Below are 19,125 nucleotides of genomic sequence, written 5' to 3'. Positions count from 1 at the left end.
GTCGCTTGAGCGGCCGAGGGCCGAGAACAGGCCGCCTCGCTCCTATTCTCCGCCGCCAAGCGAATGGACATAGACAGCCAGTTCCTTGACCGTCGTCTCGCCGAGGCGACCGACCCAGCCAGGCATCACCCCGTTCTTCGGGGCTCGCACCTGAGAAGCAATCGCGGCTTCGCCGGAACCGTGGAGCCAGATCGCATCCGTCAGATCGGGGGCTCCGAGCTCCCTGTTGCCCTTCGCGTTCCCGCCATGGCAAGCAGCGCAATTGTCCGCGAAAATCTTGGCGCCGGGCTCGATCAGGCTCTTGTCTCGCACCGGCCCCGAAAGGCTGGCCACGAATGCGCTGACCTGGGCGACCTGTTCCGGCTTGAGCACGTCGGCAAAGGCCGGCATCTCCGACTGGCGCGTATCCGCGTCCGGGGCGAAACGAATGCCGTGCGTGATCGTCTGCTGGATCTGCTCCGCCTTGCCGCCCCAGAGCCAATCGTCATCGTTGAGGTTCGGAAAATCTGTCGACCCTTGCGCGCCGGAGCCGTGGCACTGCACGCAGTTGACCTTGAATGCCGCGCCGCCGGCCGCGACGGCGAATTCGCGCAAAGTGTCGTCGGCAGCAATTTCCGAAACGGTTTTGGACTGTATCGCCGCGACGTATCCGGCCTTGGCGGCCTCAGCCGCGGCCATTTCGTTCTTGACGTCGTTGCGGCTGGAAAAGCCCAAGACGCCCCTGGTGGCGGAGCCCAGCATCGGCCAAGCCGGGTAGGCAATCGTGTAGGCGAGTGCCCAGGCGATGGTAATGTAGAAGGTTATCACCCACCAACGCGGCAGGGGATTGTTGAGCTCCTTGATGCCGTCCCACTCATGGCCGGTCGTCGTCACGCCGGAGATTTCGTCGACATGCTCGCTGCTCATGATCAATCGTCCTTGAGAGGTATCTGTGCGGCGCGGTCGGCATGCGCCTTGCCACCGGGACGAAGCGCAAAAGCGATGCAGCCTGCAAAGAACAGGGCCATCGCTAGCAGGCCCCAACTGTCGGCGAACTCCCGCATCAGATTGTATTCCATTGATTGCCCTCCTCAGCGGTAGCCGGCGGCTTCGTCGTAGTTCTTGAAGTCGACCAGAGTGCCGAGCATCTGGAGGTAAGCCACCAGGGCATCCATCTCGGTGACCTGCTGCGGGTTGCCGTCGAAGTCGCCGACCTTGGCCTTCGGGTATCTCTTTTCCAGGCCGGACGTGTCGGCGTTGGGATCGGCCTGGGCCATCAGATCCGCATTGGCATTGGCGATCATGTCATCGGAGTAGGGGACACCGACACGCCGGTTGGCGACGAGGTGCGTCGAGAAGTCCTTCACCTCGATCGGCGTATCCTTCAGGAACGCGTAGCTCGGCATGATCGACTCGGGCACGACGGATCGCGGATCGGTGAGGTGCTGGACGTGCCAGCTGTTGGAATAGCGGTCGCCGACGCGGGCAAGATCCGGTCCGGTTCGCTTGGATCCCCATTGGAACGGATGATCGTACATCGACTCGGCCGCCAGGCTGTAATGGCCGTAGCGTTCCACCTCGTCCCGGAACGGCCTGATCATCTGGCTGTGGCAAAGGTAGCAGCCCTCGCGCACATAGATGTTGCGACCGGCAAGCTCGAGCGGCGAGTAGGGTCGCATGCCCTCGACCTTCTCGATCGTATTGTCGAGATAGAAGAGCGGCGCGATCTCGACGATACCGCCGACCGTCACGACCAGCAGGGAGCCGACAAGAAGCAGCGTGGCATTCTTCTCGATCAGCGCGTGTCTGTCCATCAAGCCCATGTCTGGCTCCTTATTCGGCAGGCTGGAGGGTGGGGACGGAAACCGGAAAAGGCTGCTCTTTGCGCTGGTAGCCGCGAATGGTCATAGTGACGTTCCAGGCCATGACCAGCATGCCGGCGAGGTACATGGCGCCGCCGGCGGCGCGCATGACATAATAAGGATGCATGGCGGCGACGGTCTCGGCGAAGGAATAGACGAGGAATCCCTGCTCGTCGTACTCGCGCCACATGAGCCCCTGCATGATGCCCGAGACCCACATCACTGCCGCGTAGACGACGATGCCGAGCGTCGCCAGCCAGAAGTGCCAGGTGACGAGCCGCAGCGAATAGAGCCGTTCGCGGTTCCAGAGCTTGGGCACCATGTAGTAGATCGCGCCAAACGTGATCAGGCCGACCCAGCCGAGCGCGCCCGAATGGACGTGACCGATTGTCCAATCCGTGTAGTGCGACAGCGAGTTGACGGTCTTGATCGACATCATCGGGCCTTCGAAAGTAGACATGCCGTAGAAGGCGATTGCCGCAACCATCATGCGCACGATCGGGTCTGTCCGGATCTTGTCCCAGGCGCCGGAGAGGGTCATGAGGCCGTTGATCATGCCACCCCAGGAAGGCATCCACAGCATCACCGAGAACACCATGCCGAGCGTCTGCGCCCAGTCGGGCAGGGCGGTGTAATGGAGGTGATGGGGCCCGGCCCAGATGTAGAGAAAGATCAGAGCCCAGAAGTGGATGATCGAAAGGCGGTAGGAATAGACCGGCCGGTTAACCTGCTTGGGCACGAAATAATACATCATGCCAAGGAAGCCGGCTGTCAGGAAGAAGCCGACGGCATTGTGCCCGTACCACCACTGCGTCAGCGCATCCTGGACGCCCGAGAAGGCCGAATAGCTCTTTGAGCCAAGAAATGAGGCGGGCATGGACAGGTTGTTGACCACATGCAGCATCGCGATGGTCACGATGAAGGAGAGATAGAACCAGTTGGCGACGTAGATATGCGGTTCCTTGCGCTTCAGAATGGTGCCCAGGAAGAGCAGGAGATAGGCGACCCAGACGATCGTCAGCCAGATGTCGACATACCATTCAGGCTCCGCGTATTCGCGGCTCTCGGTGATACCAAGGAGATAGCCGGTCGCCGCCATGACGATGAACAGCTGATAGCCCCAGAAGACGAACCAGGCGAGATTGCCGCCGAACAGCCGCGCCCGGCAGGTGCGCTGGACGACGTAAAGCGACGTGCAGATCAGTGCGTTGCCGCCGAAAGCGAAGACGACGCCGGAGGTGTGGACGGGCCGCAGCCGGCCGAAATTGAACCAGGGCTGAATGTTGAGGTGGGGATAGGCGAGCTGCAGCGCGATGATCACACCGACCAGCATTCCGACGACACCCCAGAACACCGTCGCGATGGCCCCGTAGCGGATCGGACCATCCATGTAGGCGTCAGGGTCGATCGGTGCCGCGGGCTTGAAATCAGAATTGCGCAGCAAGATCACGGCAAATCCAGCCACCGCGAAGAACAAAACCCACATGTGCTGGCGGAAAGGTTCATCCACGCCGAAGCCGGCGGCCACAAGGGCAGCAAATGCAAACAGGCCTAAAAGAACGATCTCCGTGCCAAATTTCATCGCAGTCCCCGATCTCGTCTCGAAAGTTCGGGCGGAAATGCCCGCTCGGGGCACCATTTCGGGATTTTCCGTTCCCGGACCTTGATCCAGGTCAAACGCGGATTGCTTTTGTCTTTGGCAGGGTTGCTCGTGAGCTTGACCACTCCCGACAGCAGGTTCGAGTAGGGTTCCATCCTCAGGCTGTTCCGTCCCTGCCAAAATGTCTTGCCTGGAGGAAGCTCTGGACGCCAACTCGGCGGGCGTTGAGCGCACCGCATATTCCGGCCCGCGCGCTTCTCAGGACTTACAAATCGCGGGTACCTCAGCCTATTGAGCATCCAGTCTGCCGGCCTCTGCGAAACCCATGGTCAAATAGGGGCGGCGCCGTTTTGGCTTGAGTTGCCTTGATTGAAATCAAGGTTTTGCCTGTGCCGTGCAGATAGTTTGGCCGTCATGACCGCTCCCGCCGCCATCATCCTGCCCCCGCACCCAACTCCGGCCATAGGCCTCGGCGACAACGTGCCGCGCTACACGAGCTATCCGACTGCGCCGCACTTTCATCCGGGCGTCGACGCGATAACGGTTCGCGGGTGGATGGATGCACTCGAAGGCGATGCGGAGATATCGCTGTATCTGCATGTCCCCTATTGCGACCGGCTGTGCTGGTTCTGCGCCTGCCATACCAAACAGACGCGTCACTATGCGCCGGTGGCCACCTTCCTGCGTTCGCTCCACAAGGAGATCGAGACGGTCGGCAGTGTTGTGAGCGGCAGGGGCAGGGTTCGGGCTGTCCATTTCGGCGGCGGCTCGCCGACAATGCTCAAGCCCGGCGACATTCTCACGCTGGGAAAAGCATTGCGGGATCGGTTCGACTTTCTCGATGATGCCAGCCTCAGCGTCGAGATCGATCCGAACGACATGGACGAAGGCCGGCTCGATGCCTTCGCGGCGATCGGCATGACCAGGGCGAGCCTCGGCGTCCAGGACTTCGATCCCAAGGTGCAGAGGGCGATCAACCGCGAGCAGAGCTTTGCGTTGACCAAGAGCATCGTCGATGCGGCGCGCGCGGGGCGTTCGTTCCGTCAACCTGGATCTGCTTTATGGGCTCCCGCATCAAACCGGCGAGAGCGTTGCGGTGACCGTCGCGCAAGCTCTGACGCTGGCGCCAGACCGACTGGCCTTGTTCGGCTACGCCCATGTGCCCTGGTTCAAGAAGCACCAGACGATGATCGATGAAGCCTGGCTGCCCGATTCCGCCGCGCGCCTGGCGCAGTCGCAGCTTGCCGCGCGACTGATCGTCGACGCCGGCTACGAGGCCTTGGGACTGGATCATTTCGCAAAACCGCAAGATGCGCTGGCGGCTGCAGCGCGTGCCGGCAAGATCCGCCGCAACTTCCAGGGCTATACCGAAGATCAGTGCGAAACCCTGATCGGCCTCGGTCCCTCCTCGATCAGCCGGTTCCGCCAGGGTCATGCACAAAACATCGTTGCCACCGGCGAGTACGAAAAGGCTGTGGATTGCGGAGAGCTGGCGACAGCGCGGGGGATCGAGTTCAGTCTCGATGATCTGGCGCGAGGCTGGGTCATCGAGCGCCTGATGTGCAATTTCGCCTTCTCGGCGACAGAACTTGTCGAACGCTTTGGAGCGGCGGGCCAAACGGTGCTGTGCGAAGCGAGCCGTTTGGCAATCAGCGGCGCCGGCCAACTCCTTCGGCTCGACGGCGAAAACTTCGTCGTGCCGGAGGAAAGCCGTCCGCTCGTCAGGACGGTGGCGGCCAGGTTTGATAAATATCTCAACAATGGAACCGGCAGGCATTCGCTGGCGGTTTGAGTCCGGACCCGCGAATCAGAAGTGCTCGCCGATCCTGAACGGGCCGACACGGGTTCCGGCCGCGATAAGGTAAGCGGTCGACCAGCCGATCAGCAAAAACCCGTTGATGCCCTCCAGGGCGGCCAGCACGCGCCAGCCATGGGCGGGCACGACATCTCCATAGCCGACGGTCGAGAAGGTTATGGTCGAGAAGTAAAGCGCCGTCTCGAAATCGCTCAGGATTCCGAGCAGTCGGTACAGGCCAGCCCAAAGCCAGACTTCCGCAGTCATGACCGCGAAGAGCCCCATAACCACGGTGATCATGGCCAGCACCCGGCTGCGCCGGCCCTGCATCCGAAAAAGCGTAACGAGCCGTGCCATCACGTGAGTGATGGCGATAAGGCCGAACGTGTGGATCAGGATCGTCAGGCTGATGACGATCGTGCCGACGAAAAGATTGAGGATCATTCGAGGACATTACGAGCCGAAGCACCCTGTTCCTTGCGCCAGGTCAAACCTCCCAGGCCGGCGTCCTGGAGACGCCTTACTGGCCGCCTGCGGGCGCGGCGCGATCAAGGCGAAAGAACATGGCGAGCTTCAGGCTCGCAGCGATCCGTTCCGCTCGTTCGATGAATACCGCCGCGGTTTCGGGTACGAACAGCTCCGCCGCCGTATCGCGGAAGAGAGCCAACCAGATCTCGAAGTCGGCTTCGGTGACATCCTCAAGCTTCAGATGAGCCGGCACAGGCCGGCCATGGTAGTCGCCGCTCTTCAATATGACGGAGCACCAGAAGTCCGTCATCTTCTCGAGGTGAGGCTCCCAATCACCAGTGATCTCGCGGGCGAAAATGGGACCGAGGCGCTCATTCTTTCTCACCCTGGAGTAGAATTCGCGGACCAGTGCTCCTATCGATGTCCGGTCGACGCCAGGACGCGCCAAAGGCTGTTCGGGGCTGGGGCGCACCCGGTCGAGCAGGACCGATTTGGAAGTCATCTACATTCCTCTTTGAATCAGGTCAGGCCAAGCCGGCGAACGGCGGCCCGCAGGAAGCCGCCGCGTTCATGGACCAGGCGAAACCCGAGATTATCTGGCGGAGTTCCGACGGCGCAGCCGCCGCTTTTGCCGTCACGGATGAAGTTCGACATGTAGGTCCGGTGGAAACCTTCCACAACGTGCACGCCGCAATTGCTCAGTGAACCGGCAATGCGATCGCCGGCTATCGTCACGTGAGCGTAGCATGTCGAGGTCCATTCCCAGACATTGCCGGCAATATCCGCAACACCCTTTGAGTTGGCGCCAAAGGCCCCTAGAGGGCGAGGCTCGGGATCCGCTTTGCGGCCAAGTGCGGACTCGTTGCGGTATTGGGTGAGCCATCGCCTCGCCGGATCCGCCGGGTCGCCGTCGCCCGCTTCGATATCGGCCCGAAACCGCTCGCCGGCGGCATAGGCCCACTCCACATCGGTCGGCAACCGCCAGGTTTCCCCCGTTTTCGCCGACAGCCAATTCGCGTAAGCCTGCGCATCGAGGAAGCTGACGCCGGTCACCGGAACGTTGCCGACGAGAAGCGAGTCGGCAGGCTTGCAGGCGCCGTCCGAAACGCAGCGGTCATAGTCCGACGCCGTCACCTGGAACTTCATGATTTCCAGAGGCGTGTGGATGGTTTCTTTTGTCATAGGGGTCGGTACAGGATGGTTGTCCCGGAGGAACTCGCCAGGCTGTGGGTGTTCGAATGACCCTGGCTTCAGGGTTACCAGTTCTGCCGCCGCAGGTGGAACCCGGAATCGCGAAGGCGTCCCGTCGATCGCGTTGCTGACGCCCAGTCCGATGAGGGCCGCGGCCGCAATCGTTCCAAATGTGAAGACAGGATCGAAGGACATGCTCAACTCCGCCGCCGGGTACGGCCCGCCGGAATCGCCGGCGGGTCATAGGGCGGTCGGCCTTCTATGAGGCAATCGCCTTGGGAGCCTCGATCTGCATCATCAGGTCGTCGTCCCATTTTCCGTCCACCGTGAAGTGCGCGGTGGCGCCGAGTTCGACCGCCTCGATCAGATTGTGATTGACGTAGGCGTAGATGCCCGGTTGCCGGAAGGTATAGAGCGCCGCGCCCGCCGAACCGCCGCGAATGAACCAGGTTTCCATATCCTTGGCGGGCGGGTTGGCAAACTTGCCGCCTTCCCAGACGAAGTCGCCGTGGCCGCCGATCAGGTGCGGGCGTGTGTCGCGATTGGCCTGCGAATGAACGATCAGCACCGTTTCCCCAACCTTGGCCTTCATGGCGTTTTCGCCGGTCAGCGATCCTGCCTTGCCGTTGAAAACGACATGCGTCGGAATCAGCCCGCGCATCACCTTCACCGTGTCCTCGTAGTTGTCGCCGGCCGAGTCGTACCTCTTGAATTTCCCCTGCTCGTCGCGCGGGATATAGAAGTCGTTCTCGCCGATATAGTAGATGCGGTCGTAGCGGACCGGCTTGCCCTTCTCGTCCTTCAAGCCGTCACGCGGCAGGACCATCACCGCGCCGCTCATCCCCGAAACGACATGCCATGGGATCATCGCGCCGCCAGGGGCGCAATGGTAGACGAACGTGCCGGACCGGGTCGCCTTGAAGCGCAACGTCACCTGCTCGCCCGGGTTGATCAGCGTCAGCGCGCCGCCACCGAGGCCGCCGGTCGCCGCATGGAAATCGATATTGTGCGCGAGCGTGTTGGTATCGGGATTGATCAGTGTGAGTTCGAGATAATCGCCTTCATGGACGACCATCAGGGGGCCTGGGATGGAGCCATTGTAGGTCATGGCGTTGAGCTGCGTTCCGGCGGCGTCGATGACCAGCGGCTTCTCCTCGATCCTCATCGTGAACTCGACGACCTTGGGACCACCCTTGGCCGCCTGGTCGTGAGCGTGCACGAAAGGCGGCGCGACAAGCGTCACCTTTTCGCGGGGCAGCCCGGCCACATCCTTCGCGGCGGCCATTACCGGCCCAGAGCCGATGGTAGCGACGGCGGCAGCGGTCAGAACAGAACCCAGCAAAGCTTCCCGTCTGGTAAGCATTCTTCATCTCCTCGACTTCAACGGTTTCGATGAAGCCAGGATAGTGTCTTCGCGCGGCGCGTCTTTGCGTTTGCGCAAATCTGAACCAAATGGATTTTCAACTTGGGACGCGATTGCTGATCCACGTCGTTGAGGGAACGGCCGTTGCAGCGACGTGCCCAATCTCAAGATGAAAATGGCCGGTCAGACCTCTCCCCAGGTCTGCCGGCCAGTGCTTCCGGCTCGCCACCGCCGGAGGCAGTCCCACATACTGTGGATCAGTTCGATGCGGCCTTGGTCGCTTCGGCGAACAGCTCGGCGAAGACCGGCTTTGCTTTGCCGATTTGCTTGACGGCTTCCGCCGCATCCAGATTGACCGGCTTGCCGACGACGATCAGCGCCACCATGCCCATGCCGTAGTGGGGCGCGCACTTCACGCCATAGACACCTTCCTTGGTGAGGGTGACCGTGATCTCCTCGCTCGGCTTGCCCTTGAAGGGCTCGGCGCCGTCCGGAATCATGCCCTTGATGATCTCGGCGTTGTGGGTCTTGTCGGTCGGCACGAACTTGACGGTGTCGCCGGGTGCGGCTGGGACGAAGTCGGGCTGGAAGACCATCGCGCCTTTGTCACCCTTGTTCAGCATCTGGACGACATGTTCTTCGGCATTTGCGGCGCCGGCAATTGAGAGCAACGCGATTGCCGCGGCAATAAGAGGCAGTTTCATTGGATAGTCCTTTCTTTCGTTCACCACGGCATCAACCGTTGCGCTCTTGTAGATCGTCGGACCACTTGGCGATTTGCGCTGGCGCAAATTGCTCAACGAAAATGAGTGGCGCGGGAGCAAGAAAACGGACGTGGCGGAACGTCTCCCGCCAAACTTCATGCTGCGCTCTTGCGACGCGTCTGTAGGCGTGGTCGCATCAGCATTCCGCCGAAATGCGCGGCGTAGCCGACGAAAGCAGCAATCCAGAGCCCCGCCGACATATGCAGGAGCAAAGTTGCGTCGGATGCCATAGCCGCAGCAACGCGCAGAATGGCGGCGATGACGATTGCAGCAAAGATCGCCCGTGTTCCAGCGCCCGCTGCCAGCGCGCGGCCCGTATGGCCGAGGGAAGCGCGGGTCATGACGGCAAGCGTCATGCAGGCCACCGCTCCCATGGCCAAGGCATGAATGCCGGCCGCCACGGGAACCACTCGCGGCGCGAGCGCAGCCAGCCCGGCAAGTAGCAGGCCCAATGGCACAAAGGCGAAAGCAATGTGCAGGATCAGCACCAATGGGTCGGCCAGCGTCCGGTCGCCGGCCCAACGGGCGAGCCGAACGGCGTTGAATATTGCTCCGGCAATAAGCAACGTGCCGGTGCTAGTGTTGTCGGGAAAGAATGTCCACGCGGCAAGGCCGGAGGCGGACAGCGCGATAATCCCAACATCAAACCTGCTGAATGGCGCCGGAAGCCGGCCGGGCTTCGCGCGGACCAGCCAATTGCGGGTGAAACTGGGGATTATCCGCCCGCCGATAATCATGATGAGGACGACAGCGGCCCCGGAGACGCCTTGGTAGTGCACCTCGGCATGGAACATGAGATTCGCCGCAAAAAGGACCGTGACAGGCAGGAGGACCTTGAGGTTTCGCCAGTTCCGGCCGGCGACGATTTCGGTTGCCGCCGCAGCGATCACCGCAAGAAGAAACGAGCAGTCCATGGCCGCGCTCAAGAGCCAGCCCGTTTCTGCAGAAAAGAACACCGCCACACGACCCGCAATCCAGAGCAGCATCAGCATCAGCAAGCCGGCATCCTGAACGGGAAGGCGTCCAGTCCAGTTTGGGATCGCAGTGAGCAGGAAGCCCGTCACGACCGCAGTCAGGTAACCAAAGAGCAGTTCGTGGATGTGCCAGTCGACGGGGGAGAACAGGCTAAGGGTTTCAAGCCTGCCGTAGTAGAGGGGCAGCCACATAAGGATGGCGGCGGCGGCGTGCAGCGACGCCAGCAGGAAGAAAGGTCGGAAGCCATAGGAAAGTATCGCCGGATAGGCGCTTGGCCGCGTCCGCGGAATTGCCATGACATGCCTCATTGAGATCCGGGCAAAGATGCCCATGCGGATCTTTTATCCCGGTGCCAGGGCGAGGCATTTGCCTTAGCGCAAACAAAAGAGCGATTGGCTGGCGGCAGCGGCATCCCTTGCCGATAACCTGTTCCTCGTGACACAGTCTGCTCCGCAACTCGGGGGCTGCGCAGTTGAGTTGGGGAGTGAAGACAGTTGGCAAGCCTTGATCGGTCATTGATTGCCGGACTGTCCGTCTTCGAGGGGATTGCTGCGGCGGACCTCGATCGCATCATAAGCCAGGCGAGGTCCATCCGCATCGCCAGGGATCAGCCGGTGTTCGAGCAGGAACAGGAAGCGCATTCTTTTTTCCTGCTGCTCGACGGCCATGTGCGCGTGATGAAATCGACTCCGGATGGGCATGAAGTGACCGTGCGTTACATAAGCCCTGGCGAGCTGATGGGGATCGCCAGCGCGCTGGGCCGGACGACTTATCCGGCAAATGCCGTCGCGGCCGTCGATTGCGTGGTGCTTGCCTGGCCAAGCCATCTGTGGCCGACATTCGCGACGAGCTTCCCAAGCTTCAGCGCCAACACTTACAAGGTTATCGGATCCAGGCTGCAGGATGCCCACATGCGCGTCATCGAGATGTCGACCGAGCAGGTGGGGCAGCGCGTCGCGCATGCGTTGCTGAAGCTGGTCAAGCAGTCGGGAAAAAAGACCGAGGAGGGGATCCTGATCGACTTCCCGATTTCACGCCAGGACCTCGCGGAAATGACGGGCACCACGCTCCACACCGTAAGCCGCCTGCTTTCCGCCTGGGAGGACCAAGGGCTCGTCAAGAGCGGTCGCCAGAGGGTCGTCGTGGTCGAGCCGCATCATCTGCTTGTCATCGCCGAAGGTCGCGCGGGAAAGAGCTAGTTCGGTCGCTTTCGGTGGCCGACTCAAGATCGCGGCGAAGCTGATCTTCATCCAACTCATGCTCGCGCGCCGCGTCCGAAACGGTGTGAAAGGAAGCGATCGGGCACCCGACGCACAGCATCCCATGCTGGAGAACGACACGGATTGCCGCCGGCGTCTCGCGCATGATCCCGTCCATGGTCGCGTCATCGTTCAGTTTGCGTTTCATGCCGGTTGTCCGCGTTAAAGAACGGCATCTTGCATCCGGTTGCCCGGGTCCTCGTTGCGCTGAAGCAAAGAGGACGCGGTCTGATGCTGTCCTCACGTTTGGATGGAGCAGATCGCGGACCGTGTCAGGAAACGCTTCTCCCGCCCATTATCGAGCGAGAACATGCCGCCACGGCCAGGCACCACGTCGATAACGAGATCGGTATGCTTCCAGGCCTCGAACTGCAATGCGCCAATGTAGAAGGGCGCCTCGGCGATGTGGCCGAGCAGCACATCCTGCTCGCTCACGATGAACTCGGTGCGCAGATAGCACATGGGCGAAGAGCCGTCGCAGCAGCCGCCGGACTGATGGAACAGCACCGGCCCATGCTCGGCGACAATCTCGGCAATCAGCGCGAGGGCTGCTGGCGTTGCAGTGACCTTGGCTTGCATGGGCTCCGCCATTTCCGCCTGCGGGCGCGGCCCGTTTCGGAGCCGCGCCTGTGAGCTCCAGAAGCAATCAGAAGAAACCGAGCTTCTTCGGGCTATAGCTGACCAGCATGTTCTTGGTCTGCTGGTAATGGTCGAGCATCATCTTATGGGTCTCACGGCCGATGCCGGACTGTTTGTAACCGCCGAAGGCCGCATGCGCGGGATAGGCGTGGTAGCAGTTCGTCCAGACGCGGCCGGCTTGGATAGCGCGGCCGAAACGGTAGGCACGGTTGCCGTCACGTGTCCAAACTCCGGCGCCGAGGCCGTAGAGGGTGTCGTTGGCAATGCTGAGCGCTTCTTCATCGTCCTCGAAAGTCGTCACCGAAACGACCGGTCCGAAGATCTCCTCCTGGAAAATGCGCATCTTGTTGTGTCCCTTGAACACCGTCGGCTTGACGTAATAGCCACCCGCCAGATCGCCGGGCAGATGATTGCGGGCCCCGCCGGTCAGCACCTCCGCCCCTTCCTGCCGGCCGATGTCGAAGTAGGACAGGATCTTCTCCAGTTGCTCGCTCGATGCTTGCGCGCCGATCATCGTTGCCGGGTCGAGTGGGTCTCCCTGAACGATCGCCTCGACGCGCTTGAGGGCACGTTCCATGAAGGTGTCGTAGATCGATTCATGGATGAGCGCGCGGCTCGGGCAGGTGCAGACCTCGCCCTGGTTCAGCGCGAACATGACGAAGCCTTCGATCGCCTTGTCGAAGAAATCGTCATCCTCGGCGACAACGTCCTTGAAGAAGATGTTGGGCGACTTGCCGCCGAGCTCCAGCGTGACCGGGATCAGATTCTGGCTGGCATATTGCATGATCAGCCGGCCCGTCGTGGTCTCGCCGGTAAAGGCGATCTTGGCAATCCGCGGCGAGGAGGCGAGCGGCTTGCCGGCCTCGAGGCCAAAGCCGTTGACGATGTTCAGCACGCCCGGCGGCAACAGGTCTGCGATAAGATCGGCCCACAGCATGATAGCGGCCGGCGTCTGCTCGGCCGGCTTCAGCACGACGCAGTTTCCGGCCGCAAGCGCCGGAGCGAGCTTCCAGCACGCCATCAGCAGCGGAAAGTTCCACGGGATGATCTGGCCGACAACGCCGAGCGGCTCATGGAAATGATAGGCGACGGTGTCGTCGTCGATCTGGGAGAGGCTGCCTTCCTGGCCACGCACCGCGCCGGCGAAATAGCGAAAATGGTCGATGGCCAAGGGCAGATCGGCGGCGGTTGTTTCGCGGATCGGCTTGCCGTTGTCCCAGGTTTCGGCGCGGGCAAGGAGATCGAGATTTTCTTCCATGCGGTCGGCGATGCGGTTGAGGATGAGCGACCGCTCGGCCACGCTGGTCCGCGCCCATGCGTCCTTCGCAGCATGCGCCGCGTCCAGGGCTGCCTCAATGTCCTGGGCATCCGAACGCGCGATCTCGCAGAGCAACTGACCGTTCACCGGCGAGTGGTTCTCGAAGTAGCGGCCGGAGCGTGGCTCGGTCCATTTGCCGCCGATGAAGTTGCCATAACGCTTGTCGAAGGGCGCTTTGACCGAGCGTGAGAATTCAACCTTGTTCATGTGCCTTCCTCCCAAAGCTGACGTCGCGGGATGCGACGCTTCGAAGGTAGGCTTGCGGTTTCCGCTGCTGTTGTCACTGCGCCGGACTCGGTGCCCGGCCAGGATGTGTCGCAAGATTGCGACACTCAAGCGAGGATTCGACCATCAGTGAGATCTGTGGACGTCCAGGCGGTTGAGCTTCCGGTGAAGCGTCGCGCGGCTGATGCCGAGGGCTTGAGCCGCGGCGGAGACATTTCCATCTGTTCGCGCCAGCGCCCGTTGGAGGACCCCACGCTCTGCCTCGGCGAGCACTTCAGGGCCATTCTTAGCCCAGCCCAGCAGATCTGCCGCTGGCGTCGGCTTGTCGAGACACTCTTGCGTAATTCCCAGCGCGAGGCGAGCCGAGCGGGTGGCGCCCACCACGAGGTCGTCAGAATCGACGGCGATCAGCGCGCCCGAACCTTTGTCGGCGACCGGCGCCAGTAGAATTCGCGCTTTGGAGAAGGCAATCCTGAAATTTTCCGCTTCGATCCGGCGCGCCGCGTCGACTACAGCCACCGAAATGAGGTTGGCGAATGCCTCTGTCAGGTCCGCCCGGCAGGAAGACACGTCAAGCGCTGCCACAAGATCGCCCTGGTGATCGTAGATCGGCGCGGTGGTGCAGCTCAGCCCCGTGTTGCACGTGTAAAAATGCTGGTCGCGATGGATCGTCAGCGCACGCTGTTCAACCAGGCAAGTGCCGATCCCGTTGGTGCCTTGGCTTTCTTCATTCCAGACGGAGCCGGTCCATAAACCCCAGGAATGAAACGTCTCGTCGTCCACAGGCGAGCCACGCCGCTCGACCGGCACGCCGTCGCAATCGGCGAGAAGGACGCAGCACCCGACGCCGCCCACCGCAAGATACAGCCGGTCGAGACTCGATTGGGCAGTTCGGACGAGCGGTTCTATGCGTTGCCGCGCCTGCCCCAGCTCGAGCTGCGTCAGGTAGCGTGCTGGGCTGCAATCGGCCGGATCGAGCCGGTGCAAGTTGGAAGACCGGCGCCAGGACGCGATCAGCGCGGACTTTGCCGCCGCATCCGAAGCGATCGCGGCTTGAATGCGGTCGGCATGATAGCCGGATAAATCCTCGCCCATGTCTCAGCGCTTTGTTGTATCTGTGCCAGTTTCTGCGGTCGATCTGCACAGCCGTCAATTCGCCAGAAGACTGAGAAGCCGTTTCAACCCGCTTCGTCAGCCAGCGATGAGCGATCGACCTTCTTGTCCGCTGGCGGATCGAGAATCACCGTAGAGGCTATGTCGCGCCCAATTTGACTGCCGCTCAGTTTCCAGGACAGGATTGGCTCCGATGGTCTCATTCTCCCATCGCCAGCAGCGCGTCGCGTTTGAGAATTTCGATGCTGCGCAGGCTGGGCAGACGGATGACGCCTCTCTCCTTCAGGCGGGTGAAAACGCGCGACACGGTTTCGATGGTGAGGCCAAGGTAGTCGCCGATGTCGATCCGCGACATCGGCAGTTCCACCTGCCGCAGGCCGCCCTGGCGCTCCGACATCTCGACCAGAAATGCCGCGACACGCTCGATGGCGTTCTGGCGGCCAAGCACCAGGAGATGTTCCTGCGCCCGGGTCAGGCCCTTCAAGGCAAGCGGCAGCAACTGGCGGGACATGTCCATGCCCGAGGGGGTACGAACGACCCGCACACCGGTTGCGTTGATCGCTTCAGCGAAGAAGTGGTGGGTGGTGTCGGCCTCGAAGCCGAATGTTTCTCCCGCCAGATGGAATGCGCTGATCTGTCTGCGCCCGTCGGCAAGCAGGCGATAGATGCGAATGGCGCCGAACTCGACCTGGTAGAGAGCGCCCGCCTTTTCGCCCTGGGCATATATCTCGGCCCCTGCCGGGAAGAAGCTGACCGGCTGCACCATCGCTCCTTCGAATACCGGCGAGGGATCCTGCTGCGGCAGATAAGACGGCAATTCGATCTTTGCGGAAGGTTGAGCATACATTGCTGTGGTCCCGGTGAATTCGTGACGACAGCAATCGCGCAAATCCCGGGAAGCCGAAATTCGGTTATCTCCCTACGGGAAACTACGTAGAGCGGAATCCGAGATCACCCGATCGACCCGGATCTCCCTGAGCAACCACTTGGTCCGATGTCTTGGGGCCAATCTTCGTTTGTGTCTTTTGGTTCGCCAGACCACACGAGAGAGGTTTGCTAACCAGCGGCTAAACCGTTGATTTTCTTCAGAAGGTGTACACGTGCACCATTGGACACGTTCGGCCTTTGGATAATGGACATCCACGAAATCACGCGTGCAGTGGGCGTCGGCGGCGCGCCGTTCGGTGATCTTGCCCCAAGCCAGGATTGGTGCGCGTCGAGCAAGACGACCAAATCGGCGGTGTCGTTGTTCGCAGTCGTGTGTTGCGGTCAACAGCCCGCCTCGGCTTGACCGCCGTGCAACTCGCCCGACGGTCGGTATTCATTGCCGATTGGCACTTTCAGCGTTCCACATAGACGATGCGGCGCGTCGATGGCTCAACCAGCACCGGTCGGTTGTTCACATAGACATACCGGTACCGGTAGTTCGGGATCTTCTGTAGAGCTACCGTCTCAGGCAGCGTCGCGCCGGTTACAACCTTTCCTTGAAGGTAAACAGGCTTGACCCGATGCGCGCTGATATAAGTGCGCACCTGTTCGGGCGGATTGATCACGGTGCCGGCTGCACCGCCGCCGACGATTCCCGCCGCGCCGCCAACAGCAGCGCCCACCGGTCCTCCGATGACAGCGCCGGCGATCGCTCCGGTGGCGCCGCCGGCGACGGCTCCGGCATTAGCCTGATCGCGAGGAGGTTTCACGACCGCGATGCCGGAATTGGCCGGTCGCTCGGTTAAGACGACCCGATTGCCGCCGAATTCTGCGGTGACGTAGTCGGAATAAACCCAGCCCTGACCACCGGCCTCGGCGATGGTGCACCATTTCGAGTTTTGCAGGCACCCGTTCAGTGTGGCCGTCTGCCCCGCCCGCAGCACGCCGATGACTGGATATTGCGAACCCGGACCGGCGCGAACGTTAAGGTTTGTAGCGGCGGACACGGGAGTGTCGGCAAAAGCTGCGCCAGACAAGGCGACAAGCGCGCCTGTCACCACAGGTAACAAAAGCCTTCTCATCGTTCTCTCTCCGTTTCATGGTTCCCTCAGAGCCAAAACGAGGAAGAACCATGTGCGTTCCGCTGGCGGAATCGCGGAACGGATAGATTCCAAATGTCACCATGGCTCGCTCTGCTGCTCCCGCTTGCGTCTAGATATGGTCGGGTTGCCATCATCGGAGCGGCCGATCTTGCCGCACAGCCTGCGCGGTCGGCCGTGGAGTCGTTGGGGTCCGACCGCTGGAACGGCCATCGTTGCGAGGAGAAGCCCGGGAGGTCTTGAAATGCCGGCACTACTGACGCTATATTGCGTCATAATTTTTGGCAGTGCACGGAGGTGCTGCGATGGGCCTGGCACAATATGCGGATAACGGGTTGTTCGCACCGAAGAAGATTGCGGACGCTTTCCGCACCACGAGCGAGGAGATCGCGCGTACCGCTGGTCTGGGGAAAGACGCGGTCCAGCGCCGGGAGCGGGTGCGCTCAGACAAGACGCAGCGCCGCCTGCGCGAGATGGTGGAAATCGTGAACAAGGTCGAGCCGCGATTTGGCTCCGCGCTCATGGCCTATGCCTGGTATCGGTCCGAGCCGCTGGCGGGTTTTTCGGGGCAGACGGCTATGCAGCTCGTTCGGGAGGGTCGAGCTGATGAGGTCCTCGACTTCATCGACGCGGTCGATGCGGGGATTTACGCCTGACCATCGCCGCGATCACCTATTCGGGCCGGCTCTACCGCGCTCTCAATCCGGTGTATGCCCGCGAGCCTATGTCGGGACGCGGTGCCGAGCTCTATGGAGGGCGTTTCAACCCCAAAGGCATGCCGGCGCTCTATGCGTCGACCTCGGTCCTGACGGCTTTGCGCGAAGCCAACCAGGTGGGCGATCTGCAGCCGACGACGCTGGTCGCTTATCGTGCCGAGATCGAGGCCGTCTTCGATGCGGGCGACGCCACCGTTCTTGCAGCAATGGGTCTCGATGCGACGGCCCTCGCCGACCCGACATGGCGCGATCAGATGAGAGACCATGGCGAGGCACATACGCAGCGATTTGCCCGTGAGCTGGTCGCGCAAGGCTATAATGGCCTGCTCGTGCCGAGCTTCGCCAAGGGCGCCGCAAACGGCGACTTGAATCTCGTTCTGTGGCGATGGGATGGCGCTGCCCCATCCAGGCTCGAGCTGATCGACGACGAGCACCGGCTCGTTTGATCTGGTGGATAAATTCAGACGCTTGGTACCCACCGTGTAGGTCTCCTAAGGGTGGTTTTCTGCCGTCCGTCCCACCGATCAGAACGAGCAATGAGCGCCATGAAGGGGTCGTTCGGTAGCCAAGTGTCTGATCCGCTTTGGAGCGGGCAGCATCGAGATTTGAGGCCAGCGGTCTCCAACTATAAGGTTGGCACGGGTTCGTAAGGACGTCGCTGTCCGGAAAATCCAGGGAAGAATATTGGATGTCGTGGAAACTCGATGAGAACGTGCAAACATCTGCGGGCATGGTCGCAACGGGTCGACTTGGTAGCGGTCCTGCACTGGTGCTGGCCCACGGCTGGCCGTGGTCTTCGTTTTCATGGCACCGGATTATTCCGGACCTTGCAAGCCGGTATCGTGTTCACTGGTACGACATGCCTGGATACGGCCGGTCCGACAAAAGCGCGGAGCAGCGCACGTCGCTCGATGTGCAGGGAAACATCTTCGCCGAGATGCTTTCTCATTGGGGGCTCGCGCGACCAATGGTCGTTGCGCATGACATGGGTGGGGCGACGACGCTGCGGGCACATTTGCTGCATGGCTGTGAATTTGATCGATATGTTCTGATGAATGTCGTCGCGATGCGCCCCTGGGGATCGGAGTTCTTTGATCACGTCGGTCGCCATGTGGATGCCTTTCTGGGCTTGCCTCCGCATATCCACAGAGCTGTCGTGGAGGCCTACATCAAGGGCGCGATCGTGAACAAGATCGGTTCCAGGGACTTCAAAAAGCTTGTCGAGCCGTGGCTTTCCGAAGACGGGCGACAAAGCTTCTACCGGCAATTCGCGCAAGCCGACGAAAAGTACACCGCAGAAGTCGAACCAATGTTCGGGGATATTCGCTGTCGGGTAGAGATCATCTGGGGCGAGGACGATCCATGGATTCCGCTGGAGCGAGGCAAAGCGCTTCATGCGATGATCCCGCAGGCATCATTCGAAACACTGCCGGGCGTCGGCCATCTGCCTCAGCTTGAAGCTCCGGAACTGATGCTGGGGCGGCTGAACGCATTTTTATCACGCCGAGCCGAAGACTGATGAAGGGATCGAATCTCGGGTTGGACGGCAACTTTCCCTCGCTCTCTTCAATGTCCGCTTCGCGCCGCTTGCGTCTCATTTAAGGCCGGCTGGCGAACGCCAGTAACGGGTCGAGAGCAGGCATTTAGCAGAGTGCCAAGCGTCTGATTTTATCCACTAGCCGGCCGCTGCCCGCGCTGCCGCCAGATTCTGCGCATCGCTCATGGACAACTGGCAACGTCGGCGCCAACGGCTTTGCCGGAACCGGGAAATCTCCGGCCGAATACCCGCTTACGAAGATGAATGATATGGCCTGGTGCTCCAATGTGTCGG

At 61.4% G+C, this 19,125-nt stretch carries 20 protein-coding genes and 1 pseudogene; 5 read left to right on the top strand and 16 right to left on the bottom strand.

What is annotated here, in order from left to right; translation table 11 throughout:
* Positions 1-42: 42 nt before the first annotated feature.
* From ccoP to ccoN, 4 genes are read right to left on the bottom strand one after another with little or no spacing between them, the layout of a single operon-like run.
* Complete coding sequence (gene ccoP / locus LB565_RS02590) at positions 43-906, bottom strand: cytochrome-c oxidase, cbb3-type subunit III (RefSeq protein ID WP_224581620.1); 864 nt, start codon at positions 904-906, stop codon at positions 43-45.
* A 2-nt stretch (positions 907-908) separates the two neighbouring features.
* Positions 909-1,058, bottom strand: a complete 150-nt coding sequence (locus tag LB565_RS02585; protein ID WP_224581619.1) for a cbb3-type cytochrome oxidase subunit 3 — start codon at positions 1,056-1,058, stop codon at positions 909-911.
* Between the two features lie 12 nt (positions 1,059-1,070).
* A complete protein-coding gene (ccoO, locus tag LB565_RS02580) occupies positions 1,071-1,802 on the bottom strand; it encodes a cytochrome-c oxidase, cbb3-type subunit II (RefSeq protein ID WP_041005793.1) in 732 nt (243 codons plus the stop codon).
* 10 nt (positions 1,803-1,812) lie between these two features.
* A complete protein-coding gene (ccoN, locus tag LB565_RS02575; protein WP_224581618.1) occupies positions 1,813-3,423 on the bottom strand; it encodes a cytochrome-c oxidase, cbb3-type subunit I in 1,611 nt (536 codons plus the stop codon).
* A 432-nt stretch (positions 3,424-3,855) separates the two neighbouring features.
* Here ccoN and hemN point away from each other — a divergent pair.
* Positions 3,856-5,233: pseudogene (gene hemN / locus LB565_RS02570) on the top strand (oxygen-independent coproporphyrinogen III oxidase).
* Positions 5,234-5,248: 15 nt separating this feature from the next.
* Here hemN and LB565_RS02565 read toward each other — a convergent pair.
* From LB565_RS02565 to LB565_RS02540, 6 genes are all read right to left on the bottom strand, one after another.
* Complete coding sequence (locus LB565_RS02565; RefSeq protein ID WP_224581617.1) at positions 5,249-5,680, bottom strand: potassium channel family protein; 432 nt, start codon at positions 5,678-5,680, stop codon at positions 5,249-5,251.
* A 76-nt stretch (positions 5,681-5,756) separates the two neighbouring features.
* Positions 5,757-6,206 (bottom strand): group III truncated hemoglobin, encoded by a 450-nt coding sequence (locus LB565_RS02560; RefSeq protein WP_224581616.1) that lies wholly within the window; start codon positions 6,204-6,206, stop codon positions 5,757-5,759.
* A gap of 17 nt (positions 6,207-6,223) precedes the next feature.
* Positions 6,224-7,090: a formylglycine-generating enzyme family protein gene (locus LB565_RS02555; protein WP_224581615.1), complete on the bottom strand. Its 867-nt coding sequence runs from the start codon at positions 7,088-7,090 to the stop codon at positions 6,224-6,226.
* A gap of 64 nt (positions 7,091-7,154) precedes the next feature.
* Positions 7,155-8,258 carry a copper-containing nitrite reductase gene (gene nirK, locus LB565_RS02550; protein ID WP_224581614.1) on the bottom strand — a complete coding sequence of 368 codons (1,104 nt, stop codon included), beginning with the start codon at positions 8,256-8,258 and terminating at the stop codon, positions 7,155-7,157.
* A gap of 257 nt (positions 8,259-8,515) precedes the next feature.
* Positions 8,516-8,962 (bottom strand): pseudoazurin, encoded by a 447-nt coding sequence (locus LB565_RS02545; RefSeq protein WP_224581613.1) that lies wholly within the window; start codon positions 8,960-8,962, stop codon positions 8,516-8,518.
* 155 nt (positions 8,963-9,117) lie between these two features.
* Positions 9,118-10,293 carry an NnrS family protein gene (locus LB565_RS02540; protein WP_224581926.1) on the bottom strand — a complete coding sequence of 392 codons (1,176 nt, stop codon included), beginning with the start codon at positions 10,291-10,293 and terminating at the stop codon, positions 9,118-9,120.
* A gap of 198 nt (positions 10,294-10,491) precedes the next feature.
* On the opposite strand from LB565_RS02540, the gene LB565_RS02535 reads away from it, so the two are divergent.
* A complete protein-coding gene (locus LB565_RS02535; RefSeq protein WP_224581612.1) occupies positions 10,492-11,196 on the top strand; it encodes a Crp/Fnr family transcriptional regulator in 705 nt (234 codons plus the stop codon).
* Here LB565_RS02535 and LB565_RS02530 read toward each other — a convergent pair.
* The 6 genes from LB565_RS02530 to LB565_RS02505 form a co-directional block, all read right to left on the bottom strand.
* On the bottom strand, positions 11,165-11,404 hold the full coding sequence (locus LB565_RS02530) for a DUF1858 domain-containing protein (protein WP_224581611.1): 240 nt from the start codon (positions 11,402-11,404) through the stop codon (positions 11,165-11,167). The two genes, LB565_RS02535 and LB565_RS02530, sit on opposite strands and share 32 nt — an antisense overlap.
* Positions 11,405-11,496: 92 nt before the next feature.
* Positions 11,497-11,835 carry a DUF779 domain-containing protein gene (locus tag LB565_RS02525; RefSeq protein WP_224581610.1) on the bottom strand — a complete coding sequence of 113 codons (339 nt, stop codon included), beginning with the start codon at positions 11,833-11,835 and terminating at the stop codon, positions 11,497-11,499.
* Positions 11,836-11,902: 67 nt separating this feature from the next.
* Positions 11,903-13,420: an aldehyde dehydrogenase gene (adh, locus tag LB565_RS02520; RefSeq protein WP_224581609.1), complete on the bottom strand. Its 1,518-nt coding sequence runs from the start codon at positions 13,418-13,420 to the stop codon at positions 11,903-11,905.
* Between the two features lie 144 nt (positions 13,421-13,564).
* A complete protein-coding gene (locus LB565_RS02515; protein ID WP_224581608.1) occupies positions 13,565-14,533 on the bottom strand; it encodes a helix-turn-helix domain-containing protein in 969 nt (322 codons plus the stop codon).
* Between the two features lie 217 nt (positions 14,534-14,750).
* Positions 14,751-15,398, bottom strand: a complete 648-nt coding sequence (locus tag LB565_RS02510; RefSeq protein WP_224581607.1) for a helix-turn-helix domain-containing protein — start codon at positions 15,396-15,398, stop codon at positions 14,751-14,753.
* 493 nt (positions 15,399-15,891) lie between these two features.
* Positions 15,892-16,560, bottom strand: a complete 669-nt coding sequence (locus tag LB565_RS02505) for a DUF1236 domain-containing protein (protein ID WP_224581606.1) — start codon at positions 16,558-16,560, stop codon at positions 15,892-15,894.
* Positions 16,561-16,883: 323 nt separating this feature from the next.
* Here LB565_RS02505 and LB565_RS02500 point away from each other — a divergent pair, with 323 nt between their 5' ends.
* The 3 genes from LB565_RS02500 (at position 16,884) to LB565_RS02490 (ending at position 18,813) form a co-directional block, all read left to right on the top strand.
* Entirely contained in the window at positions 16,884-17,234 is a 351-nt protein-coding gene (locus LB565_RS02500) for an antitoxin Xre/MbcA/ParS toxin-binding domain-containing protein (protein WP_224581605.1), read from the top strand.
* A gap of 11 nt (positions 17,235-17,245) precedes the next feature.
* On the top strand, positions 17,246-17,740 hold the full coding sequence (locus LB565_RS02495; RefSeq protein WP_224581925.1) for an RES family NAD+ phosphorylase: 495 nt from the start codon (positions 17,246-17,248) through the stop codon (positions 17,738-17,740).
* 242 nt (positions 17,741-17,982) lie between these two features.
* Entirely contained in the window at positions 17,983-18,813 is an 831-nt protein-coding gene (locus LB565_RS02490) for an alpha/beta fold hydrolase (RefSeq protein WP_224581604.1), read from the top strand.
* Positions 18,814-19,125: the final 312 nt, after the last annotated feature.

Source organism: Mesorhizobium sp. CA14, assembly GCF_020165195.1.
In the GTDB taxonomy this organism is placed as follows: domain Bacteria; phylum Pseudomonadota; class Alphaproteobacteria; order Rhizobiales; family Rhizobiaceae; genus Mesorhizobium.
This window is presented reverse-complemented; position numbering and strand designations above follow the sequence as displayed.

What these genes read in the sequence shown, in the direction of transcription:
- ccoP (WP_224581620.1), bottom strand. Translation starts at nt 906, where the DNA reads ATGAGCAGCGAGCATGTCGACGAAATCTCCGGCGTGACGACGACCGGC.
- LB565_RS02585 (WP_224581619.1), bottom strand. Translation starts at nt 1,058, where the DNA reads ATGGAATACAATCTGATGCGGGAGTTCGCCGACAGTTGGGGCCTGCTA.
- ccoO (WP_041005793.1), bottom strand. Translation starts at nt 1,802, where the DNA reads ATGGGCTTGATGGACAGACACGCGCTGATCGAGAAGAATGCCACGCTG.
- ccoN (WP_224581618.1), bottom strand. Translation starts at nt 3,423, where the DNA reads ATGAAATTTGGCACGGAGATCGTTCTTTTAGGCCTGTTTGCATTTGCT.
- LB565_RS02565 (WP_224581617.1), bottom strand. Translation starts at nt 5,680, where the DNA reads ATGATCCTCAATCTTTTCGTCGGCACGATCGTCATCAGCCTGACGATC.
- LB565_RS02560 (WP_224581616.1), bottom strand. Translation starts at nt 6,206, where the DNA reads ATGACTTCCAAATCGGTCCTGCTCGACCGGGTGCGCCCCAGCCCCGAA.
- LB565_RS02555 (WP_224581615.1), bottom strand. Translation starts at nt 7,090, where the DNA reads ATGTCCTTCGATCCTGTCTTCACATTTGGAACGATTGCGGCCGCGGCC.
- nirK (WP_224581614.1), bottom strand. Translation starts at nt 8,258, where the DNA reads ATGCTTACCAGACGGGAAGCTTTGCTGGGTTCTGTTCTGACCGCTGCC.
- LB565_RS02545 (WP_224581613.1), bottom strand. Translation starts at nt 8,962, where the DNA reads ATGAAACTGCCTCTTATTGCCGCGGCAATCGCGTTGCTCTCAATTGCC.
- LB565_RS02540 (WP_224581926.1), bottom strand. Translation starts at nt 10,293, where the DNA reads ATGGCAATTCCGCGGACGCGGCCAAGCGCCTATCCGGCGATACTTTCC.
- LB565_RS02530 (WP_224581611.1), bottom strand. Translation starts at nt 11,404, where the DNA reads ATGAAACGCAAACTGAACGATGACGCGACCATGGACGGGATCATGCGC.
- LB565_RS02525 (WP_224581610.1), bottom strand. Translation starts at nt 11,835, where the DNA reads ATGCAAGCCAAGGTCACTGCAACGCCAGCAGCCCTCGCGCTGATTGCC.
- adh (WP_224581609.1), bottom strand. Translation starts at nt 13,420, where the DNA reads ATGAACAAGGTTGAATTCTCACGCTCGGTCAAAGCGCCCTTCGACAAG.
- LB565_RS02515 (WP_224581608.1), bottom strand. Translation starts at nt 14,533, where the DNA reads ATGGGCGAGGATTTATCCGGCTATCATGCCGACCGCATTCAAGCCGCG.
- LB565_RS02510 (WP_224581607.1), bottom strand. Translation starts at nt 15,398, where the DNA reads ATGTATGCTCAACCTTCCGCAAAGATCGAATTGCCGTCTTATCTGCCG.
- LB565_RS02505 (WP_224581606.1), bottom strand. Translation starts at nt 16,560, where the DNA reads ATGAGAAGGCTTTTGTTACCTGTGGTGACAGGCGCGCTTGTCGCCTTG.
- LB565_RS02500 (WP_224581605.1), top strand. Translation starts at nt 16,884, where the DNA reads ATGGGCCTGGCACAATATGCGGATAACGGGTTGTTCGCACCGAAGAAG.
- LB565_RS02490 (WP_224581604.1), top strand. Translation starts at nt 17,983, where the DNA reads ATGTCGTGGAAACTCGATGAGAACGTGCAAACATCTGCGGGCATGGTC.